20 protein-coding genes are annotated in these 19,364 nt (G+C 36.1%); 8 read left to right on the forward strand and 12 right to left on the reverse strand.

The window, feature by feature from the left end; all coding sequences use genetic code 11:
- The 7 genes from ccoN to ACS8MM_RS00365 all read left to right on the forward strand — a co-directional run bounded on the left by ccoN (window position 1) and on the right by ACS8MM_RS00365 (window position 7,247).
- Entirely contained in the window at window positions 1-2,187 is a 2,187-nt protein-coding gene (ccoN, locus tag ACS8MM_RS00335; protein ID WP_379711861.1) for a cytochrome-c oxidase, cbb3-type subunit I, read from the forward strand.
- Window positions 2,188-2,193: 6 nt separating this feature from the next.
- The gene (locus tag ACS8MM_RS00340; RefSeq protein ID WP_379711863.1) at window positions 2,194-2,385 is read left to right on the forward strand and encodes a CcoQ/FixQ family Cbb3-type cytochrome c oxidase assembly chaperone; all 192 of its coding nucleotides are present in this window, start codon (window positions 2,194-2,196) and stop codon (window positions 2,383-2,385) included.
- Between the two features lie 11 nt (window positions 2,386-2,396).
- Window positions 2,397-3,311 (forward strand): cbb3-type cytochrome c oxidase N-terminal domain-containing protein, encoded by a 915-nt coding sequence (locus ACS8MM_RS00345; RefSeq protein WP_379711865.1) that lies wholly within the window; start codon window positions 2,397-2,399, stop codon window positions 3,309-3,311.
- A gap of 11 nt (window positions 3,312-3,322) precedes the next feature.
- Window positions 3,323-4,738, forward strand: coding sequence for a cytochrome c oxidase accessory protein CcoG (gene ccoG, locus ACS8MM_RS00350; protein WP_379714974.1), 1,416 nt, complete (start codon window positions 3,323-3,325; stop codon window positions 4,736-4,738).
- A gap of 39 nt (window positions 4,739-4,777) precedes the next feature.
- Window positions 4,778-5,224 carry a FixH family protein gene (locus tag ACS8MM_RS00355; protein WP_379711867.1) on the forward strand — a complete coding sequence of 149 codons (447 nt, stop codon included), beginning with the start codon at window positions 4,778-4,780 and terminating at the stop codon, window positions 5,222-5,224.
- A 460-nt stretch (window positions 5,225-5,684) separates the two neighbouring features.
- A complete protein-coding gene (locus tag ACS8MM_RS00360; protein WP_379711869.1) occupies window positions 5,685-6,383 on the forward strand; it encodes a sulfite exporter TauE/SafE family protein in 699 nt (232 codons plus the stop codon).
- Window positions 6,384-6,437: 54 nt separating this feature from the next.
- On the forward strand, window positions 6,438-7,247 hold the full coding sequence (locus ACS8MM_RS00365; protein ID WP_379711871.1) for a class I SAM-dependent methyltransferase: 810 nt from the start codon (window positions 6,438-6,440) through the stop codon (window positions 7,245-7,247).
- 45 nt (window positions 7,248-7,292) lie between these two features.
- Here ACS8MM_RS00365 and ACS8MM_RS00370 read toward each other — a convergent pair whose 3' ends face one another.
- From ACS8MM_RS00370 to ACS8MM_RS00425, 12 genes are all read right to left on the reverse strand, one after another.
- The gene (locus tag ACS8MM_RS00370; protein WP_379711873.1) at window positions 7,293-7,811 is read right to left on the reverse strand and encodes a GNAT family N-acetyltransferase; all 519 of its coding nucleotides are present in this window, start codon (window positions 7,809-7,811) and stop codon (window positions 7,293-7,295) included.
- A gap of 67 nt (window positions 7,812-7,878) precedes the next feature.
- Complete coding sequence (locus ACS8MM_RS00375) at window positions 7,879-8,547, reverse strand: Crp/Fnr family transcriptional regulator (protein WP_379711875.1); 669 nt, start codon at window positions 8,545-8,547, stop codon at window positions 7,879-7,881.
- Window positions 8,548-8,584: 37 nt separating this feature from the next.
- On the reverse strand, window positions 8,585-9,013 hold the full coding sequence (locus ACS8MM_RS00380) for a hypothetical protein (RefSeq protein WP_379711877.1): 429 nt from the start codon (window positions 9,011-9,013) through the stop codon (window positions 8,585-8,587).
- 326 nt (window positions 9,014-9,339) lie between these two features.
- Window positions 9,340-9,735 (reverse strand): hypothetical protein, encoded by a 396-nt coding sequence (locus ACS8MM_RS00385; RefSeq protein ID WP_379711879.1) that lies wholly within the window; start codon window positions 9,733-9,735, stop codon window positions 9,340-9,342.
- A 169-nt stretch (window positions 9,736-9,904) separates the two neighbouring features.
- Entirely contained in the window at window positions 9,905-10,345 is a 441-nt protein-coding gene (locus ACS8MM_RS00390) for a hypothetical protein (protein ID WP_379711881.1), read from the reverse strand.
- A 179-nt stretch (window positions 10,346-10,524) separates the two neighbouring features.
- Complete coding sequence (locus ACS8MM_RS00395) at window positions 10,525-10,824, reverse strand: type II toxin-antitoxin system RelE/ParE family toxin (RefSeq protein WP_379711883.1); 300 nt, start codon at window positions 10,822-10,824, stop codon at window positions 10,525-10,527.
- Window positions 10,824-11,069 carry a type II toxin-antitoxin system ParD family antitoxin gene (locus ACS8MM_RS00400; protein WP_379711885.1) on the reverse strand — a complete coding sequence of 82 codons (246 nt, stop codon included), beginning with the start codon at window positions 11,067-11,069 and terminating at the stop codon, window positions 10,824-10,826. The genes ACS8MM_RS00395 and ACS8MM_RS00400 overlap by 1 nt, the downstream gene beginning before the upstream one ends.
- 229 nt (window positions 11,070-11,298) lie before the next feature.
- On the reverse strand, window positions 11,299-11,997 hold the full coding sequence (locus ACS8MM_RS00405) for a hypothetical protein (protein WP_379711887.1): 699 nt from the start codon (window positions 11,995-11,997) through the stop codon (window positions 11,299-11,301).
- 90 nt (window positions 11,998-12,087) lie between these two features.
- Window positions 12,088-13,011 (reverse strand): sodium:calcium antiporter, encoded by a 924-nt coding sequence (locus tag ACS8MM_RS00410; RefSeq protein ID WP_379711889.1) that lies wholly within the window; start codon window positions 13,009-13,011, stop codon window positions 12,088-12,090.
- A 260-nt stretch (window positions 13,012-13,271) separates the two neighbouring features.
- On the reverse strand, window positions 13,272-13,991 hold the full coding sequence (locus ACS8MM_RS00415) for a glycoside hydrolase family 25 protein (protein ID WP_379711891.1): 720 nt from the start codon (window positions 13,989-13,991) through the stop codon (window positions 13,272-13,274).
- Between the two features lie 62 nt (window positions 13,992-14,053).
- A complete protein-coding gene (gene hemN / locus ACS8MM_RS00420; RefSeq protein WP_379711893.1) occupies window positions 14,054-15,418 on the reverse strand; it encodes an oxygen-independent coproporphyrinogen III oxidase in 1,365 nt (454 codons plus the stop codon).
- A gap of 98 nt (window positions 15,419-15,516) precedes the next feature.
- Window positions 15,517-16,200 carry a cell division ATP-binding protein FtsE gene (locus tag ACS8MM_RS00425; RefSeq protein ID WP_379711895.1) on the reverse strand — a complete coding sequence of 228 codons (684 nt, stop codon included), beginning with the start codon at window positions 16,198-16,200 and terminating at the stop codon, window positions 15,517-15,519.
- A 150-nt stretch (window positions 16,201-16,350) separates the two neighbouring features.
- On the opposite strand from ACS8MM_RS00425, the gene ACS8MM_RS00430 reads away from it, so the two are divergent.
- On the forward strand, window positions 16,351-19,362 hold the full coding sequence (locus ACS8MM_RS00430; protein ID WP_379711897.1) for a tetratricopeptide repeat protein: 3,012 nt from the start codon (window positions 16,351-16,353) through the stop codon (window positions 19,360-19,362).
- Window positions 19,363-19,364: the final 2 nt, after the last annotated feature.

Here is a 19,364-nt window from a genome sequence, read left to right on the forward strand (position 1 = left end):
ATGGAAATGCAACAGTTTTATTACGATAACAAAATTGTAAATAAGTTCATTTACGCGACTATTGTTTTTGGGGTAGTGGGAATGCTGGTCGGGCTGTTATTGGCTACGATGTATTTATTTCCAAACCTTACTGACGGTATTTCGTGGTTGAGCTACGGACGACTTCGTCCATTGCACACTAACGCGGTTATCTTCGCTTTCGTAGGAAATGCCATGTTTGCCGGGTATTATTATTCGATTCAAAGGCTTCTAAAAACCAGAATGTTCAGTGATGTAATGAGCAATATTAATTTCTGGGGATGGCAGCTGATTATTTTGGCAGCAGCGATTTCTCTTCCATTAGGATATACGTCTTCAAAGGAGTATGCAGAACTGGAATGGCCAATAGATATCGCCATAGCAGTGATATGGGTAGTTTTCGGAATCAATATGATCATGACGATTTTACGCCGAAGAGAGCGTCATCTGTATGTGGCCATTTGGTTTTACATCGCCACATTTGTGACCGTTGCTGTACTTCATATTTTCAATAGTTTGGCTTTGCCGGTAAACGGTTTGAAATCGTATTCGGTATATGCGGGTGTTCAGGATGCTTTAGTACAATGGTGGTACGGACACAATGCTGTTGCGTTCTTTTTGACTACTCCGTTCCTTGGATTAATGTATTATTATATGCCTAAAGCGGCTAACCGTCCGGTGTATTCGTATCGTTTGTCTATTATTCACTTTTGGTCTTTAATATTTCTATATATCTGGGCTGGCCCTCACCATTTGTTGTATTCCGCTTTGCCGGATTGGGCGCAAAATTTAGGGGTGGTTTTTTCTGTAATGCTGATTGCGCCTTCTTGGGGTGGTATGATTAACGGATTGTTGACGCTTCGTGGTGTTTGGGATAAAGTGCGTACCGATGTAGTACTGAAATTCTTTGTTGTAGCCATTACAGGTTACGGTATGGCCACTTTTGAAGGTCCTATGCTTTCATTGAAAAATGTCAATGCAATTGCTCACTTTACTGATTGGATTGTTGCGCACGTTCACGTTGGAGCTTTGGCTTGGAATGGTTTTATGACTTTTGGTATTGTGTATTGGTTATTGCCACGATTAACTAAAGGAGAAGTTTATTCACAAAAAATGGCCAATTTCCATTTCTGGATTGCAACTCTGGGTATAATTTTATATGCTTTACCAATGTATGTGGCTGGTTTTGTTCAGGCGCAAATGTGGAAACAGTTCAATCCCGACGGATCCTTGGTGTATGGTAATTTCCTTGAAACCGTTTCGGAAATAATGCCAATGTATGCCATGCGTGCCATTGGAGGAACATTGTATCTTTTGGGTATGCTGGTAATGGGGTACAATGTCTATAAAACCGTGCGTAAAAATAAGGCAGTTGAGGATGAATTAGCAGAAGCTCCGGCTCTTGCCAAAATAGCGCCTTATCGATTAAAAGGGGAAAAATTCCACGGATGGTTGGAAAGAAAACCAATTCAATTAACGCTATTGGCTACGATTGCAATTCTTGTTGGGGGTGTAATTCAAATTGTTCCTACCATTGTAGTGAAATCCAATATTCCAACAATTTCAAGTGTTAAACCATATACTCCTCTGGAGTTGGAAGGCCGTGACTTATATATCCGTGAAGGTTGTGTGGGGTGTCACTCGCAAATGATTCGTCCCTTCCGCTCGGAAGTAGCTCGATATGGCGAATATTCTAAATCCGGTGAATATGTATACGATCACCCATTCCTTTGGGGTTCTAAACGTACTGGTCCAGATTTGATGCGCGTAGGAGGTAAATACAATGACAACTGGCATTTCAATCACTTATGGGATCCGCAAAGTACTTCATCAGGCTCTATTATGCCGGGATACAAATGGTTGTTTGATAACAAAATGGCCAACTATTCCGATATCGAAAAGAAAATGGGAGTAATGCAAACATTGGGTGTGCCTTACACTGATGATGATATCAAGAATGCCAAAACGGCTATCGCCAAACAATCAGAAACTATCGAAAACAATCTGAAAAACGATCCCGATTTCGTGAAGAGTTACAAGGAAAGTGAAAAGAATGCAAAAGCAAGAGGAGAGGAGTTTGTTGCAATGCGTGACCGCGAAATTGTCGCTTTAATTGCTTATCTGCAACGATTAGGAACTGATATCAAAATTAAAGAAACTCAAAAATAGAATGTCATGCTAAAGTTTGTAAAACATACCATGGAGAATATTTCCGGAATAGAAATTTATCCAATACTATCATTACTCATTTTTTTCTTCTTTTTTGTGGGATTGTATTGCTGGGTCTTTACGTACAATAAAGAAAAAATAACACAATTGGGTAACCTACCATTTGCTGAAGGTACAACCGATGAATCATTAAAATAATAGCTAGACCTATGAAAAAATTGTTTCCAATATATGTGAGAATCCCGGTTTTGTTTGCTTTGTTTTTCATGGCAATGGAGTTCTTCATCGATTCAGGCGATAAACCGGCTTTTATAAAGTATCCTTTACTTAACCTGGTATTGGTCATCTTTATAGTGCTTTTGGTGGCCATGGAATTGATACTCAAAGCAACGAATACGATTTTGGATACTTTGTTAACTGAAGAACAAAGAAAAGCCAAGGAAATTGAAGAAAATCTACCCTTTACAGAAACGCAATTCTACAAAGGTTTAGTACACAAATTAACGCGTACGCGTAAAGTGGAAGAAGAACATGACCTGATTTTACATCATAATTACGATGGAATTCAAGAATTGGATAATGTACTTCCTCCATGGTGGGTGGGTGTTTTTTATATCACCATTTTATTTTCAGTAGTTTATCTGGCGCGATACCATTTTTTGGGACATGATAATCAAGCCGCAGAATTCGACAAGGAAATGGCGGAGGCTAAAATTCAAGTGGAAGAGTATCGTAAAACGGCTCCCGATTTGATGGATAAGGAAAAAGTAACCTTGCTGACAGATGCTTCTAGTATTAATGCAGGTAAGGCAATATTTCAAACCAATTGTGTGGCGTGTCACCGTGCCGATGGTGGTGGTGCTATTGGGCCCAATCTAACGGATAAAGAATGGATTAATGGTGGTGGTATCAAAAATGTATTCAATACGATTATGGAAGGAGGACGTTCCGGTAAAGGTATGATTGCCTGGAAGGAACAAATTAAACCTACCGAAATTCAAAAAGTGGCCAGTTATGTATTGAGTCTTCAAGGATCAAATCCTAAAGAGGCCAAAGCGCCGGAAGGAGAAGTATGGATAGATGATGTAGCTGCAGCAGGAGGTAGCGCCGTTAAAGCCAAATAATTACAATGACAATGCAATCACCCAATGATGATTTTAGGGATTCAATAGCCACAATCGATAAAGAAGGAAAAAGGGCTTGGATTTATGCTAAAATTCCTAAAGGAAAGCTCTACGAAAGAAGAAAATGGTTGAGTTATTTCTTATTGGCGTTTCTATTCACGTCTCCATTCCTTACAATCAACGGTAATCAGTTCCTTTTATTCAATATTCTAGAACGGAAGTTTTCCATTTTCGGAAATCCGTTCTGGCCTCAGGATTTTCACTTGGTGGTAATTTCTATGGTCATTGGCGTTGTTGGTCTGGCTTTGTTTACAGTCGCATTCGGTCGCATCTTCTGTGGATGGTTCTGCCCGCAAACTATTTTCATGGAAATGGTTTTCCGCCGGATCGAATTCTGGATTGAAGGAGATCGTGGCGCGCAAATCAAATTGGATAAACAGGAATGGAATACAGAAAAAATCAGAAAGAAATCCTTAAAATATCTGTTGTTCTTTTTACTGTCGTTCTTAATAGCCAATGTCTTTTTGGCGTATATCGTGGGTAGCGATCATGTTCTGGATATGGTACGTCAAGGGCCGTTTCATAACACCGGTACGCTAATCGCCTTAATCATTTTTACCGCTGTTTTCTTCTTTGTCTATGCGTGGTTCCGGGAACAAGTATGTATCATTGCTTGTCCTTACGGACGAATGCAGGGAGTGTTACTTGATACTAAATCCATCAATGTGGCGTACGATCATGTGCGTGGTGAGGGCGAAAAGGGTAGAGGGAAATTTAAAAAGGGAGAAGATCGATTGGCTTCTGGTAAAGGGGATTGTATCGATTGCCATCAATGTGTAAATGTTTGTCCCACAGGAATCGATATTCGCAATGGCGTCCAACTCGAGTGTATCAATTGTACCGCTTGTATCGATGAGTGTAACAGTATCATGAAAAGTGTGGACTTGCCCATTAATCTTATTCGGTATGCCAGTGAAGACGAAATTGTAAAGAAAGAAACGTTTGTGTTTACCAATCGTATGAAAGGATATGCGGCGGTATTGCTTATTCTGACCGGAATATTCTTCGGAATGTTGTTCCTCCGAAATGATGTGGAAGCAACGGTATTGCGTTTGCCAGGGCAATTGTACGAATACAAAGGGGATACTATCAGTAATGTGTTCACCTATAAAATCGTGAATAAAACGATGAATGATTTTGATCACATCCATTTTAAAATCGTAGACCCCAAAGGCGTAATTAAATTAGTAGGAAATCAACAAATTAAGGTCAAAAAAGACAATCTCACGCAAGGGACTTTGTTTATAGAAATAAACCCTGCTGTTCTCCAAGGAGATAAAACAGAAGTGACCATTGAAGTCTATAATGGTAACCGATTATTGGAAGTGACGACCACAAATTTCTTAGGACCAAGACACTTTAATTAAAAGAGTTGAGGTAATGATAATCATTTAATACAACAGGATATGAGAGCAAATTGGAGCACAGGAATCGTGATGGCATTCGCAATATTCATCACATTCATTCTATATTTTGTCCTGAAAGTTCAGGGCGACGCAGAGTACGACCACGAAATGGTCACTGAAGACTATTATAAAAAAGAAATCGGATTCCAAACGCAGTTGGACAAACAACAAAATGCAATGGATTTATCCGAAAGAGTAGCAGTTATAAACACAACCGAAGGACTGGAAATTCATTTTCCAAAATCTTTCGATTGGAATCAAATACAAGGGAAAGTGTCTCTTTATCGGCCGTCAAACCAGCAATTAGATTTCGATATACCAATATCGTTATCTTCTTCCAATTTGCTCATACCTAAAACCAAGTTGGCTGGCGGCCGTTGGGACATTACCATCGATTGGAACTATAACGGTAAAGGATTTCTCAACAAAGAAACCGTTAATTTATAGTTGAAGGTTGATACGAATGCGTAATAGGTTATAATTACTACCTAAAAGATTATAATTACTACCTAAAAGGCTATAATTAATAGCTAAAAGGTTATAATTAATAGCTAAAAGGTTATAATTAATAGCTAAAAGGTTATAATTAATACCTAAAAGGTTAAAATTAGAACCTAAAAGGTTAAAATTTGAGTCTAAAAGGTTAAAATTTGAGTCTAAAAGGTTAAAATTTGAGTCTAAAAGGTTAAAATTAGAACCTAAAAGGTTAAAATTAAAGACTAAAAGGTTAAAATTAGAACCTAAAAGGTTAAAACTAGAGCCTAAAAGGTTGAAATTAGAACCTAAAAGGTTGAAATTAGAACCTAAAAGGTTGAACTCATAACCCATAACTCATAACTCCTAACTCATAACTCATAACTCATAACTCCTAACTCATAACTCATAACTCCTAACTCCTAACTTCCAAATGATCACAGCCTTTATTTTAGGATTGATAAGCAGTTTGCATTGCATGGGCATGTGCGGCCCTATTGCCATTATGTTACCATTGGATAGAACGAATGAGGCTAAAAAAGTAACACAACTATTCACATATCATTCGGGTAGAATAGTGGCGTATTCTATTTTAGGATTTTTCTTTGGTTTGTTGGGAAGAGGTTTGTTTCTGGCAGGTTTTCAGCAAAAAATTTCAATTGTAGTGGGTGTTTTAATGATTATTGCGGTAGTTGTACCCGAAAAAGTTTTCGCTCGTTATAATTTTTCAAAGCCCGTTTTCGCAATTATTAGTCGGTTGAAATCAAAACTTGGCGCACAGTTCAAAAAGAAAACCTACCGTTCTTTGTTTACCATTGGATTGCTTAATGGTTTTTTACCCTGCGGACTCGTTTATGTTGCTCTTTTTGGTGCTATTGCCATGCAAGAAGTACATTGGAGTGTTGCATATATGGCATTGTACGGACTGGGGACGATTCCTATGATGAGTTTGGTTGTTTATGTTGCCAATGTGCTCACAGTACCGGTTCGGACAAGCATTCAGAAAATCATTCCCATTTTGATCATTGGTATCGGTATATTGTTTGTTTTACGAGGCATGGGATTGGATATCCCGATGGTTTCACCGGGTAATATAAGTTTGTTTGTGCAAAACACACCGCATTGTAAGTAGTTTATTTTCAATGCGTTAAAATGCGTATCTTTAATAGTTAAAAAAACGAAAGATATGAATCCGAACAAAGCATTATGGGAAAAAGGGGATTTCACTAAAATTGCTGCAACGATGCGTGAAAGCGGTGCTAAACTAGTGGATTCTTTAGGCATCACAAAAGACACCTATCTTCTTGATTTGGGTTGTGGTGATGGAACTACAGCCGTGCCGGCAGCGCAATTGGCGGCAAAAGTGCTAGGAGTCGATATTGCACAAAATTTAGTGGAAGCGGGAAATCAACGTGCCAAGGAAGAACAGCTAACGAACCTCACTTTTCAAGAAGGTGATGCCACCGACTTGCATGACTTGAGTGATCAGACTTTTGATATGGTCATTAGTATATTTGGGGCTATGTTTGCGCCAAAACCGTTTGATGTTGCCAAGGAAATGGTGCGTGTGACAAAACCGGGAGGAAAAATAGTTATGGGCAATTGGATTCCGGGTGATCCTACTTTCGTGGCGCAAATCCTCAAGATATCGTCTGCGTATACGCCACCACCGCCTGAGGGTTTTGTAAGTCCTATGCTATGGGGTGTCGAAGATAATGTGATCGAGCGCTTTAGCAGTGCCGGAATAGCTAAAGAAAATATAGCCTTTGCGAGAGCAACTTTTACTTTCAAAGCGCCTTTTTCACCTTCTGAATTTTTAACGCGCTTCAAACACTTTTACGGTCCAACGATGAATGCCTTTGATGCTGCTGAACAAAATGGTAAAGCAGCTGATTTACAAAAAGAATTGGAAGATTTATTTACCTCGCAAAACCAAGGAGGATCTAATGCTACTGATATCGCAGCTACTTTTTTGAGAGTAACGGTGCAGTGTTAATTGTAAAAAATGAAATAAAAACCGATGTTTGAAACGGAATATACTTTAATCCAGTTTCAGTTGCATCATTATATCGGTTTGCTCATCAGTCCCAAGTTTGAAAATGTGTTTGTCAAAAGCTACAAATCCGTTTTTCTCATAAAATCGGATAGCTCTTTGGTTTTCTTCCCAAACGCCAAGCCAAACATATTTCTTATTGTTGGCTCTTGCTATTTGAATGGCTTTATCAAAAAGAATTTGTCCTGCTTTTTTACCGTGAAATTCTTTTAAAACATAGATTCGTTCTATCTCCAGCGCGTCTTCACTTTTTATTTCTGTCTGCGATGATCCGCTATTTACTTTCAAATAACCAATCGCTTTTTCTTCAAGTTCTACAAAATAAAACTCGGAGTTTTCATCCTCAAGTTCTGCCATGATCTTTTCATTTGCAAAACTAGTTTCCAAATAGTTTTTCATGTCTTCTTCGCTGTTCTCAGAAGCGAAAGTTTCTTGAAAGGTACGTTTTCCTATTTCCTGTAAATCCTGTAAATCACCTACAGTTATTTTTCTAATTGTAATATCCATGTTTCATTTTTTTACAAAGTTCTGCATTTGCTTTCTGTAAAAATTTTACAAATGATAAAAAAGAATATTATTTGCTATTGTTGCGTATTCTACTCAAACTAACCTGAGTTATGCCCAAATATGAGGCAACATGACCCAATTGTACCCTTTGAATAATGCTGGGATTGTTTTTTAAAAGTTCGTCATAACGTTCTGTAGCCGTCCCAAATTGTCTCGAAATAAGTCGTTCCTCCGCTTTTAAGAGTTCATATTCGGCAAATTTCCTGCCCCAGTTGGCAATTTCGATATTCTCCTGAAATTGCTTTTTAAGGTTTTCGGTAGTAAGCTTATAAAGTACGCAATCTTCTAGAAGTTCGATGCTTTCGTAGCCTTTTTGATTGTCGATATAGCTTTTTAAGGAAGCTATAGTATCACCTTCTTTCCCAAAAGAAAAAGTAACTTCTGTACCATCAACCTCAAAAAATGTTCGAGCAATCCCTTTTTTAATGAAGAAGATGTTTTTTTCAATTTTATCAGCTCTAATAACGATAGTGTTTTTAGGAAAAGTAACTTCTTCCACATTTTCTATTAGCAATAGTTTAGCCGAAGAAGAAATAGGATGTATTTTATCTATGATTTGATCGAAATTCATTTTATTGATGCTATGTTGACCGATTTGCGCCGTTTCGTCGAACTGGAGATCGTATTCTACTGCGACCGAGACGAAGTTAATAAAATAGACGCACAATTCACTCAAAACCAGCAATGGTTTGAATTGGCGGTTGTGCGAAGTGCTAACTGATTTTTATGTTGAAAAGTCTCGAGCCAGAATTTCGTTTGCCTTTTTCATCAATCTCTGTAAAGTAGACTACAAAAAAACGATTCCCATTTTTAGATTTAAATTTGGAGAGTATAGCTTTCAAATCTATTGTCATAAATTTGTACTTATCTTTAGTAGTCAAAGTAAAAATCGGATCTTTTCCTTCAGCAACGACGGTCAGTTCGTAAGAGCATGTATGGCAAGGCATGTCGTCCCCATATTGGATTGCTAAATAGTCTCCACTCGAATAATCGGATGCTTTAATTTGGATTTCTTTTACCTCTGGGTTTGCTTTGAATTGTTTTATCAATTTATGATTGTAATACACATTCCAAGTTGTAATTGTGTCTGCTTTTGCAGAGTAAGATAAAAGTAAAAGCAATAAAGAAGTATAGATTTTCATTACACAGTTTTTAAGCATTGCGCATAACGATCCGGAGGATTTGTGAAGGCGGAGATTTTTATTCCCGAACCATTCCGTAAGGACTGAAGTCAAATATACAAAAAGCTCGTTCCATTAAACACCGAAACCCCAATTTCCTAAAACCGCCTTAAGTTGACATTTTCTAAATTTAGCTATTAATCAGAAAGAACAATAGAGAGGAGTAAGGTTGTCGATAACCGCAGGAACTTCAGATTCTGTTAACAGTGATAATCCCCTCTCTTTTCTACTCATATTTTGTACTGTTCTATGAGACTAAGATCTCGCTGTTAGTAGCGGTAATATTTTTAAATAATCCGCAAAATCCATTGACCAATACCAATAAGAAAAAAGGGAATAAAAAACAGAAATGTTTGATAAAAGAATTCTTCCCATGTCGACTCTATTGATTCTTTGGCTTGTGAATGTTTTGTGTAAAAGTAGATATGCCTATTGTGTTTTAATAAAATGATTTTATCAAAAACTTTATATAAAACTAAAAAGCATATTGGTCCCAATGATAAAAAATTAAAAATAGCAATAGTATCACCTATCAAGTAATCAATTAAAGAGAGTAAAGGTAATAATGTAGCAATTGTAAATACTACTTTGTAATTTCTGTCATTTCTTAGCACTTTGTGTAATTGAAAGACACTCATAGAGAATGTAAAAATAAAAGAAATTATACCAATTATTAAAGACATGATTTTTTTGTTCAGTTTTGGATTATTACTGCCAACGGTTTCGTGCTTTGCGTAGGTGGGCTTTTGAAACCGTAAACTGTCTGCCAGCACCAACGTTTATTAATTGCTCAAATGTTCCTGTTCTTACTGTCCGCCCACAAATGCAAAACATTTGTTAGCGGTTTGTTGTTTACTTTCTGGGTTCAATTACTTGTCGAAATATGAAATTGTCTTTTACTAAAGTGGTGTCTCTAATACTTCGATTTGTCTTTGCGTTGATTCGCTCCCTCACAATTAACTTACTTCCATCTTCATTTGTTTGCAAAACGGAAATGTCTTGAGGTTGAGTTGTCGTGTCTATGGGATATATTGCAGCGCATGAATTGATAAAAAAAATTAGAAACAGAATAACTCCTAGTGGAATTGTCACTATTTTGGTCGCCTTGAAGAAAATTGGAATCGATAATATGAAACCCGAAAAAGCAAAATAACCAAGAATTCTGTTGGCAATCGTCAAGTTACCTTTCACAAAGGTCAAGTTAGGAAAAAACTCTCCGACCAAAATTTCAACCAGCAGGATAAGTCCTAAGGTGATTGATATAATTAAAATGGCTTTACTGTTTTGTTTCATAGTGTCGTCCTGAAATGACCGCTAACGTCAGTCTGTGAAAAACTTCACAAACACCATCAAATATAACTAAAATACTTTCGTATAAACGCCTTTAAAAGAGCTTTACTGATAAGTTTTTTGGGGTTATTTTGAAAATAGGGTAGTTGTGAGACAGTTACCGTTATTTTGCGTAGCTCTTGTTATTCGGTCAATTGGTTTTCAATATCCATTTTCTCATGTAGAACTCTTATGACTTCTATTTCATTAGATTTTGTTTTCTTGAAAAATTTTAAGTGAGATTTTACTTTTGAACAACGGTAGTTTTTTCTAATGTTTCCAAAGTCACGAGCAATTTCGAAATTGATTACAATATATTCAATTTCGTCAAAAATTAAATTATAATAGCGGTCAGCTTGTTCAACAGACCAATTTTCTGCTGTGTAAATCCAGATTTTGTTAATGTCATCAAGTGCTTTTTCGCTAATAATATATGCTGACATTATTTTCCGAAGTTTGCTTTAAGTTGTTCAAGATTTTTGTTGCGATCAAAATTTTTAATCTTAGCACTTTTTTCTCCTATTTTAAGTTCATTGATTAAGGATTTTTTCTTGTTTTCTTCTTGTTCAAAAACTCTTAAAGCTGTTCTAACAACTTCACTAACAGAATTGTATTTTCCTGAAGCAATTTGTTCGTTGATAAAATTTTCAAAATAATCGCCTAGTAATATTGAAGTATTTCGTGCCATGTTTTTAATTTTTATCAAATATACCAAGTATTGGTATTTCAACAATTTTTTTTAACGATTTTTTGGAGGTGCTGGGCGAGTTATGTACAACGTCAGTCGGTGAAAAAACTTCACAAACACCATCAAATATAATTGAAATACTTTCGTATAAATATCTTTAAAAGAGCTTTACTAATAAGTTTTTTGGCGTTATTTTGAAAATAGGGTAGTTGCGTGACAGTTGCCGCTGTTAGCGGTAGTCATTAATGATTTGAGTAATCATCGATTTTTTAATTTCAATTATCCCTTTCTCTATTTCCAATAAATCAGGAATTGAATTTTCAAGATCTTTTTCCTCTATTTTTACGTTGTAAGCAGAAACTTTTAAAAATTGAATTAAATTACGGTTGATACTTCTTTTAAAAAGTGATTTTAGCTTTTCTTTTTCAGAGTCTTCAATTTCTTCTCTTTTAATTAAATCAAAAATAAAATCAAAAGAGTGTCCAATAAATGGTAGTAAATCATTTATTGTATCTTGATTGATATCATTGAATAATCTTTGTTGTGAGTCATCATCTTCCCATTTTTCATAAATTTCCATTGCTTTACTAAACTTTACTTTATTTAGATCACTATAGGTATGAAGGTTAAATGTAAATTCTTCTATTCGTCTATTAAAAACTTCAATTTGTTTATTAATAGTATCCAATAAATGATTGAATTTGAATTGCTGTTGACTTTGTTTATTAGACTCATATTGCAAATAAACGGTATAAGCTACTCCACATAAAGCAAGTCCTGAAAATAGAGAATTCACGGCTCCAAACATATCTCCAAATTGACCTTGTTCTGTAGGATTTGGTATCACAATCTTAATTATGATACACGAAATAATCCATAGTGCTACAACTAATATAGAACCGTAAATTAAATAATTTTGTTTTTTCATGATAAGTTGTCGAATGATTACAGCTAACCCTCAAATATACGAAACCTTAGTAATATAGAATCAATTCCGTTTTGTAGCTTGGATTTTTACTTAAACCGTAGCCGTTTTAAAAATAAAAAGGGAATACAAACAGATAAACAATAAACCTTCCCATACGGATATTTTTTTGTCTTGGGTAAGCAAATAAAACAAAAGTCCACAGGCTGCCATTACCGGTAATGAAAATTGTAACAAGTTATTGGTCACAACGATGGTACCAAAAAAGGATGCGATGGAAGGAATTACCAGTGTGTTAAAAATGGACGAACCTAGTACATTTCCGATAGCCATTTCGGCTTTTCCATTTTTGATGGCACTAATGTTAACGGCAAGTTCCGGTAGGGTGGTACCAAGTGATAATAGCGTTAATGCTACAATAGATTTTGGGATTGATAAATCAAAGGCTATTTTTTCAAGGGAAATAATAGTATAATCAGCTCCGAAATAGATTCCTACTGCCGATACCAGCAATAGTAACAAAGAGACGATTGGGAATTTCTCGGTTTTTGAATTGCTATCTTCTTTACTTTTTGTTTCTCCTTTTATAAGATAGATACTGTATACAATAAAGATTAATAATCCAAAAAAGGATTCGGCCGCGTCCATTTTGCCGTCATAAGCGATCATGTAGAAAAATAAAAAACTTCCTATAAGGTAGTTTAAGTCAATATACATATAGCCGCTTTTCAACGAGATGTTTTTCTTGTTGATAACCACAGCAAGACCAGTTATAAGAAGAATGTTGGAGATATTTGCCCCAATGATATTTCCTGATAAAATCTCTGATGCGCCTTTATTCACCGAGAGGATACCTGAGATAAGTTCGGGTAATGAGGTTCCTATTCCGACAATAAAAACGCCAACCACAAAAGAAGGTAATTGTAAATATTTTCCGATTGCTTCTGCGGCATTAGTAAAATAATTTGAAGAAACTAAAAGTCCAATAAGAGCCAGGGAAAAAATGAAATAGTGCATTAGGATTTTATTTAGATCACGAAATTAAACCAAATGAATCACCTAAAAAAATAGAGTGGTAAGAATCACCTTTTTTTTTTACGTAACTATTTTTAAATTAATTTGAAGTCATTGAATTCAGGCTTAATCGTAAAACAATTAAAGAAAGGTATAGTTCTATCTTTGAATTGTAGCAGTTTAAAAAGTGATTCGGGAAATATGCTTCGCTTGTCATTAGTTGTCTGTGAATGAACAAATGAAGTATAGAGCTACAGTAGCGCTTACTTCCCTAAGATTACTTTCGCAAACGAATCACTATCACCATTGAATACATCAAAATCATTGGTATAATTGTCCAATGAATAGTTTTGTGTTTTTTGCCAAATTGTCCAAGAGTTATTCTTCCAAACCGATGGAACAGTAGGAGATGTACCCGGGTTATAATCGGCTATCCATAGTTTGTAATTCGCAAAAGCGGGATCATTAAGTTCTGCATTCCCAATGTTGGTATCGGTATATAAAATGGGTTTTTTTCCTGTTTTTTGCTCCAAAATCGTTAAAAACTGCAATAAGTTTTTCTGTATTGTTGATTTGCTGCATCCTGCATCAATACTGTTTTCCTCAAAATCAACAATAGGAGGGAAATCGGTTGAGGATAAATCGCCTATGGTTGCTAGATAATAGTTGGCTTGTTGCGTCGGATCGTCGGCACAATGGTAAAAATGATAAGCGCCTCTAACAAATCCCTGTTGTTTAATCATCGACCAATTGCTTTTGAAGTCAGGGTCGGTATACGTAACACCTTCGGTTGCTTTACAGATCACAAATTCCAATTGATTCCCTTTTTTGGTCAGATAATCAATTTCGTCTCCTTGAAAATGAGAAATGTCAATCCCTGTAATGGTTGAGTCTTTGACAATTTCTTTCTTTGGTGCCAAAGAGAACGATGCCAGAATTCCAAAGGATAGCAGTACTGCCAATAGGTAATGTTTGAGTTGCATAGTATGTTGTTTACGAAACTCAAAGATATAAAAAGAGCTTTTTTCTTACAATAATTAAATTTTTAAACTGTCATTGAAAATAATTGAGTATTCGGTATTTTTCGTTTCATACGAAGGTCAAATGCCATGCAAATGTTGCGTACGAAGGGTTTGCCTTTTTCGGTAACCATAATCTGATTAGGAAGAAGCTGAACTAAGCCATCCAACTCCATTTCTCGTAACTCTTCCACTATTGCAGGTAGTTCCGCAAAGTACAAACTGGTAGTACTCCATTGTGTTTTGAAGCGACACATTAAATTCAATATGTGTTTTCGGATGATGAGGTCTTCGGAGGTTAGAATATGACCTTTGCAAACCGGAAGTTGGTTTTTATCCAAAATGGTATAATAGGCTTCAATTTCTTTTTCGTTTTGTGCAAAACCGTACCAACTATCGCTAATTGATGAAGCACCTAAACCAATCATCACTTTTGTTTTTGAAGCAGTATATCCCATGAAATTACGGTGAAGATTTCCTTGTTGTGCTGCTTTATACATAGCGTCACTTTTAAGCGCAAAATGATCCATACCTATTTCGTGGTATCCTTTTTTGGTTAGTAGCGTTTTGCCAATTTCATACAGTTTACGTTTTTCATCATCTTTGGGAACATCATGGTCTTTAAATCCGCGTTGACCGTTACCTTTCATCCAAGGAACGTGCGCATAACTGTAAAATGCCAATCGGTCTGGAGAAAGTACTTTGGTTTTCTCAATGGTATCGATGATGTTTTCAATCGCTTGAAATGGTAAACCGAATACCAAATCGTGAGATATCGAAGTATAACCAATTTCTTTGGCCCAAAAAGTCACTTTAGCCACATTGTGGAAGGGTTGAATTCGATGAATGGCCAATTGTACCTTTTCGTTGTAATCCTGAACGCCAAAACTCACTCTTCTGAATCCCAAATTGTATAATGTTTGTAAATGTTCACGTGTTGTATTGTTTGGATGTCCTTCAAAACTAAATTCGTAATCGGGAGCAATGTCAGCTTTGGCGAGAATACCTTTAATAAGCAATTCGAGATTCATTGCAGAGAAAAATGTAGGAGTCCCACCACCCAAATGGATTTCTTTGATGATTGGTTTCTCATCAAACAATTTGCAATAAAGATTCCACTCTTTTAAAACAGCTTCTATGTAAGGATGTTCAACTTCGTGTCTTTTGGTAATGCGTTTATGACAACCACAAAAAGTACACAGACTTTCGCAAAAAGGCAAATGAATGTACAAACTGATACCTTCTGTTGAATTACTTTCTTTGAACGCGGTAAGTAAACTTTGTTTCCATAAATCGGAGCTAAAATTGGTTTCTTCCCAGTAGGGTACAGTCGGGTAGCTAGTATAGCGTGGTCCAGGAACGTTGTATTTTTGTAGTAATGAAACTGACATATAATGGTTTTTTCAGTTTCAAAAGTAAGAGGTAGCTTTAACTAACGAAATGATATTTATCATATAAAAAAAGAGAAGCTTTCACTTCTCTTTTGGTTTTATACACTTTTTTGTACGACTTCAAAAATGGCACCGTCTTCACATTTGAGTGTTTTTGACGGATACTTCATTAATAGTGCGTAATCGTGGGTTGCCATAATCACTGTTTTTCCATTTTGGTTTACTTTTCGTAAAACCTCCATAACTTCAACACTGGTTTGCGGGTCAAGATTTCCAGTTGGTTCATCCGCAAGAATCAATTCCGGGTCGTTTAATAATGCTCGAGCAATTGCAACACGTTGTTGTTCTCCACCTGATAATTGATGTGGCATTTTATTGGCTTTACCACCCATGCCTACTTTTTCCAAAACTTCGTCAATTTTTGCTTGCATCGCACCTTCGTCTTCCCAACCTGTTGCTTTTAAAACGAAATGCATGTTGGCATTTACAGTTCTATCCGGTAATAATTTAAAATCCTGAAATACGATACCAATTTTTCTTCTCAAATACGGAATGTCATTATCGACCAATCCATTTAAATTATAGTCTACAATAGTTCCTTCTCCGTGATTTAAAGGTAAATCGGCATACAACGTTTTCATGAAACTACTTTTTCCAGAACCGGTTTTCCCGATGATGTAAAGAAATTCACCATGGTTGACGCTTAAGTTAACATCCGATAAAACAGCATTGAGTTCTTGATATATAGTAACGTTTTGTAACGATAGAATGGTTTGTGACATAAGTTTTGTGATTTATTTCGTAAAAGTAATAAGTTAACGTTCTAATGCAAAATAAATTTTTGGCATTGTGAATAAATTAAGATACTAAACGCTTTTTTTACCCGTTAAACCCAATAAGAATGTTCTATATTTGAATGCAAAATCCAACTTATGAAGAAATTATCAATCTCCGTAATTTTCATTTTCTTAATTGGCAATATGTCATTGTCGGCGCAACAATCTGAAATCTATACCAATACATCAGTGGAATACAACAGAGCGCTTACTTTGTTTAAGAACAAGCAGTACCAGTCGGCTCAGATTCTATTTGATAAAATAAAGCAAGAAGGAAATACCGATATGGAAGCGGATTGTGCTTATTATAGTGCGAATTGTGCTTTGCAGATGAATCAGTCGAATGCAGATGAAAAGATTGAGGCTTTCATAAAAAACTATCCAACGAGTACGAAACAAAATCTGGCTCACATTGATGCCGCTACCTATTATTTCGAACAAGGCAATTATACGAAGTCTTTGGAAATGTTCGACCAAGTGGATGAAGGCAGTTTGACCAGTGATGAATTGGATCGATATAATTTCTATAAAGGCTATAGTTTCTTCAATTCAGGAAAGAAAAAAGAAGCGCGTCAGTATTTTAATAAAGTCGAAAATTCGGCTGAATACGGTTCACAAGCAAAATATTACATTGGTTATTTAGCCTATGAAGGCGATAATTATGAAGAGGCGAATCAGTATTTTGATGCGGTTTCGGGTGAAGAAAAATACAAAGAAAAATTGTCGTATTTTCAAGCTGATATGAGTTTTAAAGCTGGGAAGTTTGAAAAAGCAATTCAATTAGGCCAGGCCGCTATGGCAAAATCATCTCCTGCTGAAAAATCGGAACTAAACAAAATCATTGGCGAAAGTTATTTTAACTTGAAACAATACGATAAAGCAATTCCCTATTTGAAAGAATACAAAGGAAAAAAAGGGAAGTGGAACAATACGGATTATTACCAATTGGGATATGCTTACTACAAGCAAAATGATTTCGAAAATGCCATTGCGCAATTCAATAAAATTATCGGTGGTAATGACGGCGTTGCCCAAAATGCTTATTATCACTTGGGAGAAAGTTATTTAAAGACGGATAAGAAACAACAAGCCTTGAATGCGTTCAAAAATGCTTCGGAAATGACTTTCGATTTAAAAATTCAGGAAGATGCCTATCTGAATTACGCCCGTTTGAGCTATGATATCGGAAATTCTTACCAAAGTGTTCCGGAAGTATTGAACGGATTCATGACAAAGTATCCTAATAATCCAAATAAACCGGAAATCGAAAATTTATTGGTTAACTCTTACATTACTTCTAAAAATTATAAAGAAGCATTGGTTTTATTGGAGAAAAACAAAGCATTAGGTGCGAAAGGAGCTTACCAGAAAGTAGCTTTTTACAGAGGTTTGGAATTGTTTACCGATGGTGATTACAACGCAGCGTTGGCTATTTTCAAAAAATCAATCGCCGAACAGAAAGAAGCTATATTCTCAGCACGTGCTACATTCTGGAAAGCGGAAACTGAATATGTGTTGGATGATTTCCAAAATGCATTGCTGACTTTCAAGCAATTTGTGGCGTATCCAGAAGCTAAAGAAACTCCCGAATTTAAGACGGTGAATTATAATATTGCTTATTCGCATTTTAAATTAAAAGAATACGAACCAGCAGCGACCTATTTCGCGAAATACACTGAAACATCAAAAGAGGACAAAACCCGTTTAGTGGATGCATACCTTCGCTTGGCTGATTGCCGATTTGTAACATCCAAATACACTTCAGCTATTGAAGCCTATGATAAAGCCATTGCATTTAAAGGTGTTGATGTGGATTATGCAGCGTTTCAAAAGGCAATTTCATACGGTTTTGCCGGTAAAAATGATAAAAAAATAGCCGAGTTCAACAGTTTCATCAAAAACTATCCGGATTCCCAATATCGCGATGATGCCATGTTCGAATTGGCCAATACGTATACGACAATCAATGAAACGACTTCTGCCATTAAAACCTATGATCAGTTAATTTCCGAATACCGAAAAAGCAGTTATACGGCCAAAGCTATTTTACGTCAGGGATTGATTTACTATAATGGCGATAAAGACGATTTGGCATTGACCAAATTCAAAAAAGTAGCGGCCGAATTTCCAAAAACAGAAGAAGCGTTGGAAGCAGTAAAAACGGCTCGTTTGATATATGTTGATAGTGGAAGAGTGGAAGAATATGCCACTTGGGTGAAAACATTGGATTATGTGGAAGTTTCCGATGCCGAATTGGATAACGATTCTTGGGAAGCTGCCGAAAAACAATATTCGATGGGGAATACGCAACAAGCAATTGAAAGTTTATCCAGCTACGTTAAAAATTTTCCGAACGGTTTACATTCGTTAAAAGCAAATTTCTATTTGGCGGAATCATTATACAAAACCGGTGCAACCGAAAGAGCGATTGCAAACTATGAAAATGTAATTGCAAAATCGCGAAATGAGTTCACCGAACAATCGTTAAGTCGTTTGTGTGAGATTTTTGTCAAAAAAGGCGATTATACAAAAGCCATTCCGGTATTGTTACGATTGGAAGCAGAAGCCGATTACCCACAGAATAAAACCTATGCTCAGGCCAATCTGATGAAAGGATATTATGATACAAAAGACTATGCTAAATCGGTTGTGTATGCTGATAAAGTATTGGCTAATCCTAAAACGGATAATAAAATTAAGAGTGATGCACAAATTATTATAGCAAGATCGGCTATTCAGGTTGGTGATGAAGCGAAAGCGAAAGAGGCTTACGCTAAATTGTTGAAAATAGCGAAAGGAGAATTAGCAGCCGAAGCTTTGTATTATGATGCCTATTTTAAACACAAAGAAGGAAAATTTGAGGTTTCCAATACTGTAGTTCAAAAACTGGCCAAAGAGTATTCAGGTTACAAATATTTTGGAGCTAAAGGATTGGTGGTTATGGCCAAAAATTTCTATGGCTTGAAAGATAGTTTCCAGGCCACGTACATTTTGGAAAGTGTAATTACCAACTTTACACAATTCGACGATGTACTAACGGAAGCAAAAACCGAATTGGCCAAAATCAGAGCAGAAGAAGCGAAAACGAATTCTTCGGTAGGGAAATAATC

This window comes from Flavobacterium sp. MAHUQ-57 (assembly GCF_051908335.1).
Classification (GTDB): Bacteria; Bacteroidota; Bacteroidia; order Flavobacteriales; family Flavobacteriaceae; genus Flavobacterium.

Bases quoted from the DNA above. Each gene is read 5' to 3' on its own strand.
- ccoN (WP_379711861.1), top strand. From the start codon at position 1: ATGGAAATGCAACAGTTTTATTACGATAACAAAATTGTAAATAAGTTC.
- ACS8MM_RS00340 (WP_379711863.1), top strand. From the start codon at position 2,194: ATGCTAAAGTTTGTAAAACATACCATGGAGAATATTTCCGGAATAGAA.
- ACS8MM_RS00345 (WP_379711865.1), top strand. From the start codon at position 2,397: ATGAAAAAATTGTTTCCAATATATGTGAGAATCCCGGTTTTGTTTGCT.
- ccoG (WP_379714974.1), top strand. From the start codon at position 3,323: ATGCAATCACCCAATGATGATTTTAGGGATTCAATAGCCACAATCGAT.
- ACS8MM_RS00355 (WP_379711867.1), top strand. From the start codon at position 4,778: ATGAGAGCAAATTGGAGCACAGGAATCGTGATGGCATTCGCAATATTC.
- ACS8MM_RS00360 (WP_379711869.1), top strand. From the start codon at position 5,685: ATGATCACAGCCTTTATTTTAGGATTGATAAGCAGTTTGCATTGCATG.
- ACS8MM_RS00365 (WP_379711871.1), top strand. From the start codon at position 6,438: ATGAATCCGAACAAAGCATTATGGGAAAAAGGGGATTTCACTAAAATT.
- ACS8MM_RS00370 (WP_379711873.1), bottom strand. From the start codon at position 7,811: ATGGATATTACAATTAGAAAAATAACTGTAGGTGATTTACAGGATTTA.
- ACS8MM_RS00380 (WP_379711877.1), bottom strand. From the start codon at position 9,013: ATGAAAATCTATACTTCTTTATTGCTTTTACTTTTATCTTACTCTGCA.
- ACS8MM_RS00385 (WP_379711879.1), bottom strand. From the start codon at position 9,735: ATGTCTTTAATAATTGGTATAATTTCTTTTATTTTTACATTCTCTATG.
- ACS8MM_RS00390 (WP_379711881.1), bottom strand. From the start codon at position 10,345: ATGAAACAAAACAGTAAAGCCATTTTAATTATATCAATCACCTTAGGA.
- ACS8MM_RS00395 (WP_379711883.1), bottom strand. From the start codon at position 10,824: ATGTCAGCATATATTATTAGCGAAAAAGCACTTGATGACATTAACAAA.
- ACS8MM_RS00400 (WP_379711885.1), bottom strand. From the start codon at position 11,069: ATGGCACGAAATACTTCAATATTACTAGGCGATTATTTTGAAAATTTT.
- ACS8MM_RS00405 (WP_379711887.1), bottom strand. From the start codon at position 11,997: ATGAAAAAACAAAATTATTTAATTTACGGTTCTATATTAGTTGTAGCA.
- ACS8MM_RS00410 (WP_379711889.1), bottom strand. From the start codon at position 13,011: ATGCACTATTTCATTTTTTCCCTGGCTCTTATTGGACTTTTAGTTTCT.
- ACS8MM_RS00415 (WP_379711891.1), bottom strand. From the start codon at position 13,991: ATGCAACTCAAACATTACCTATTGGCAGTACTGCTATCCTTTGGAATT.
- hemN (WP_379711893.1), bottom strand. From the start codon at position 15,418: ATGTCAGTTTCATTACTACAAAAATACAACGTTCCTGGACCACGCTAT.
- ACS8MM_RS00425 (WP_379711895.1), bottom strand. From the start codon at position 16,200: ATGTCACAAACCATTCTATCGTTACAAAACGTTACTATATATCAAGAA.
- ACS8MM_RS00430 (WP_379711897.1), top strand. From the start codon at position 16,351: ATGAAGAAATTATCAATCTCCGTAATTTTCATTTTCTTAATTGGCAAT.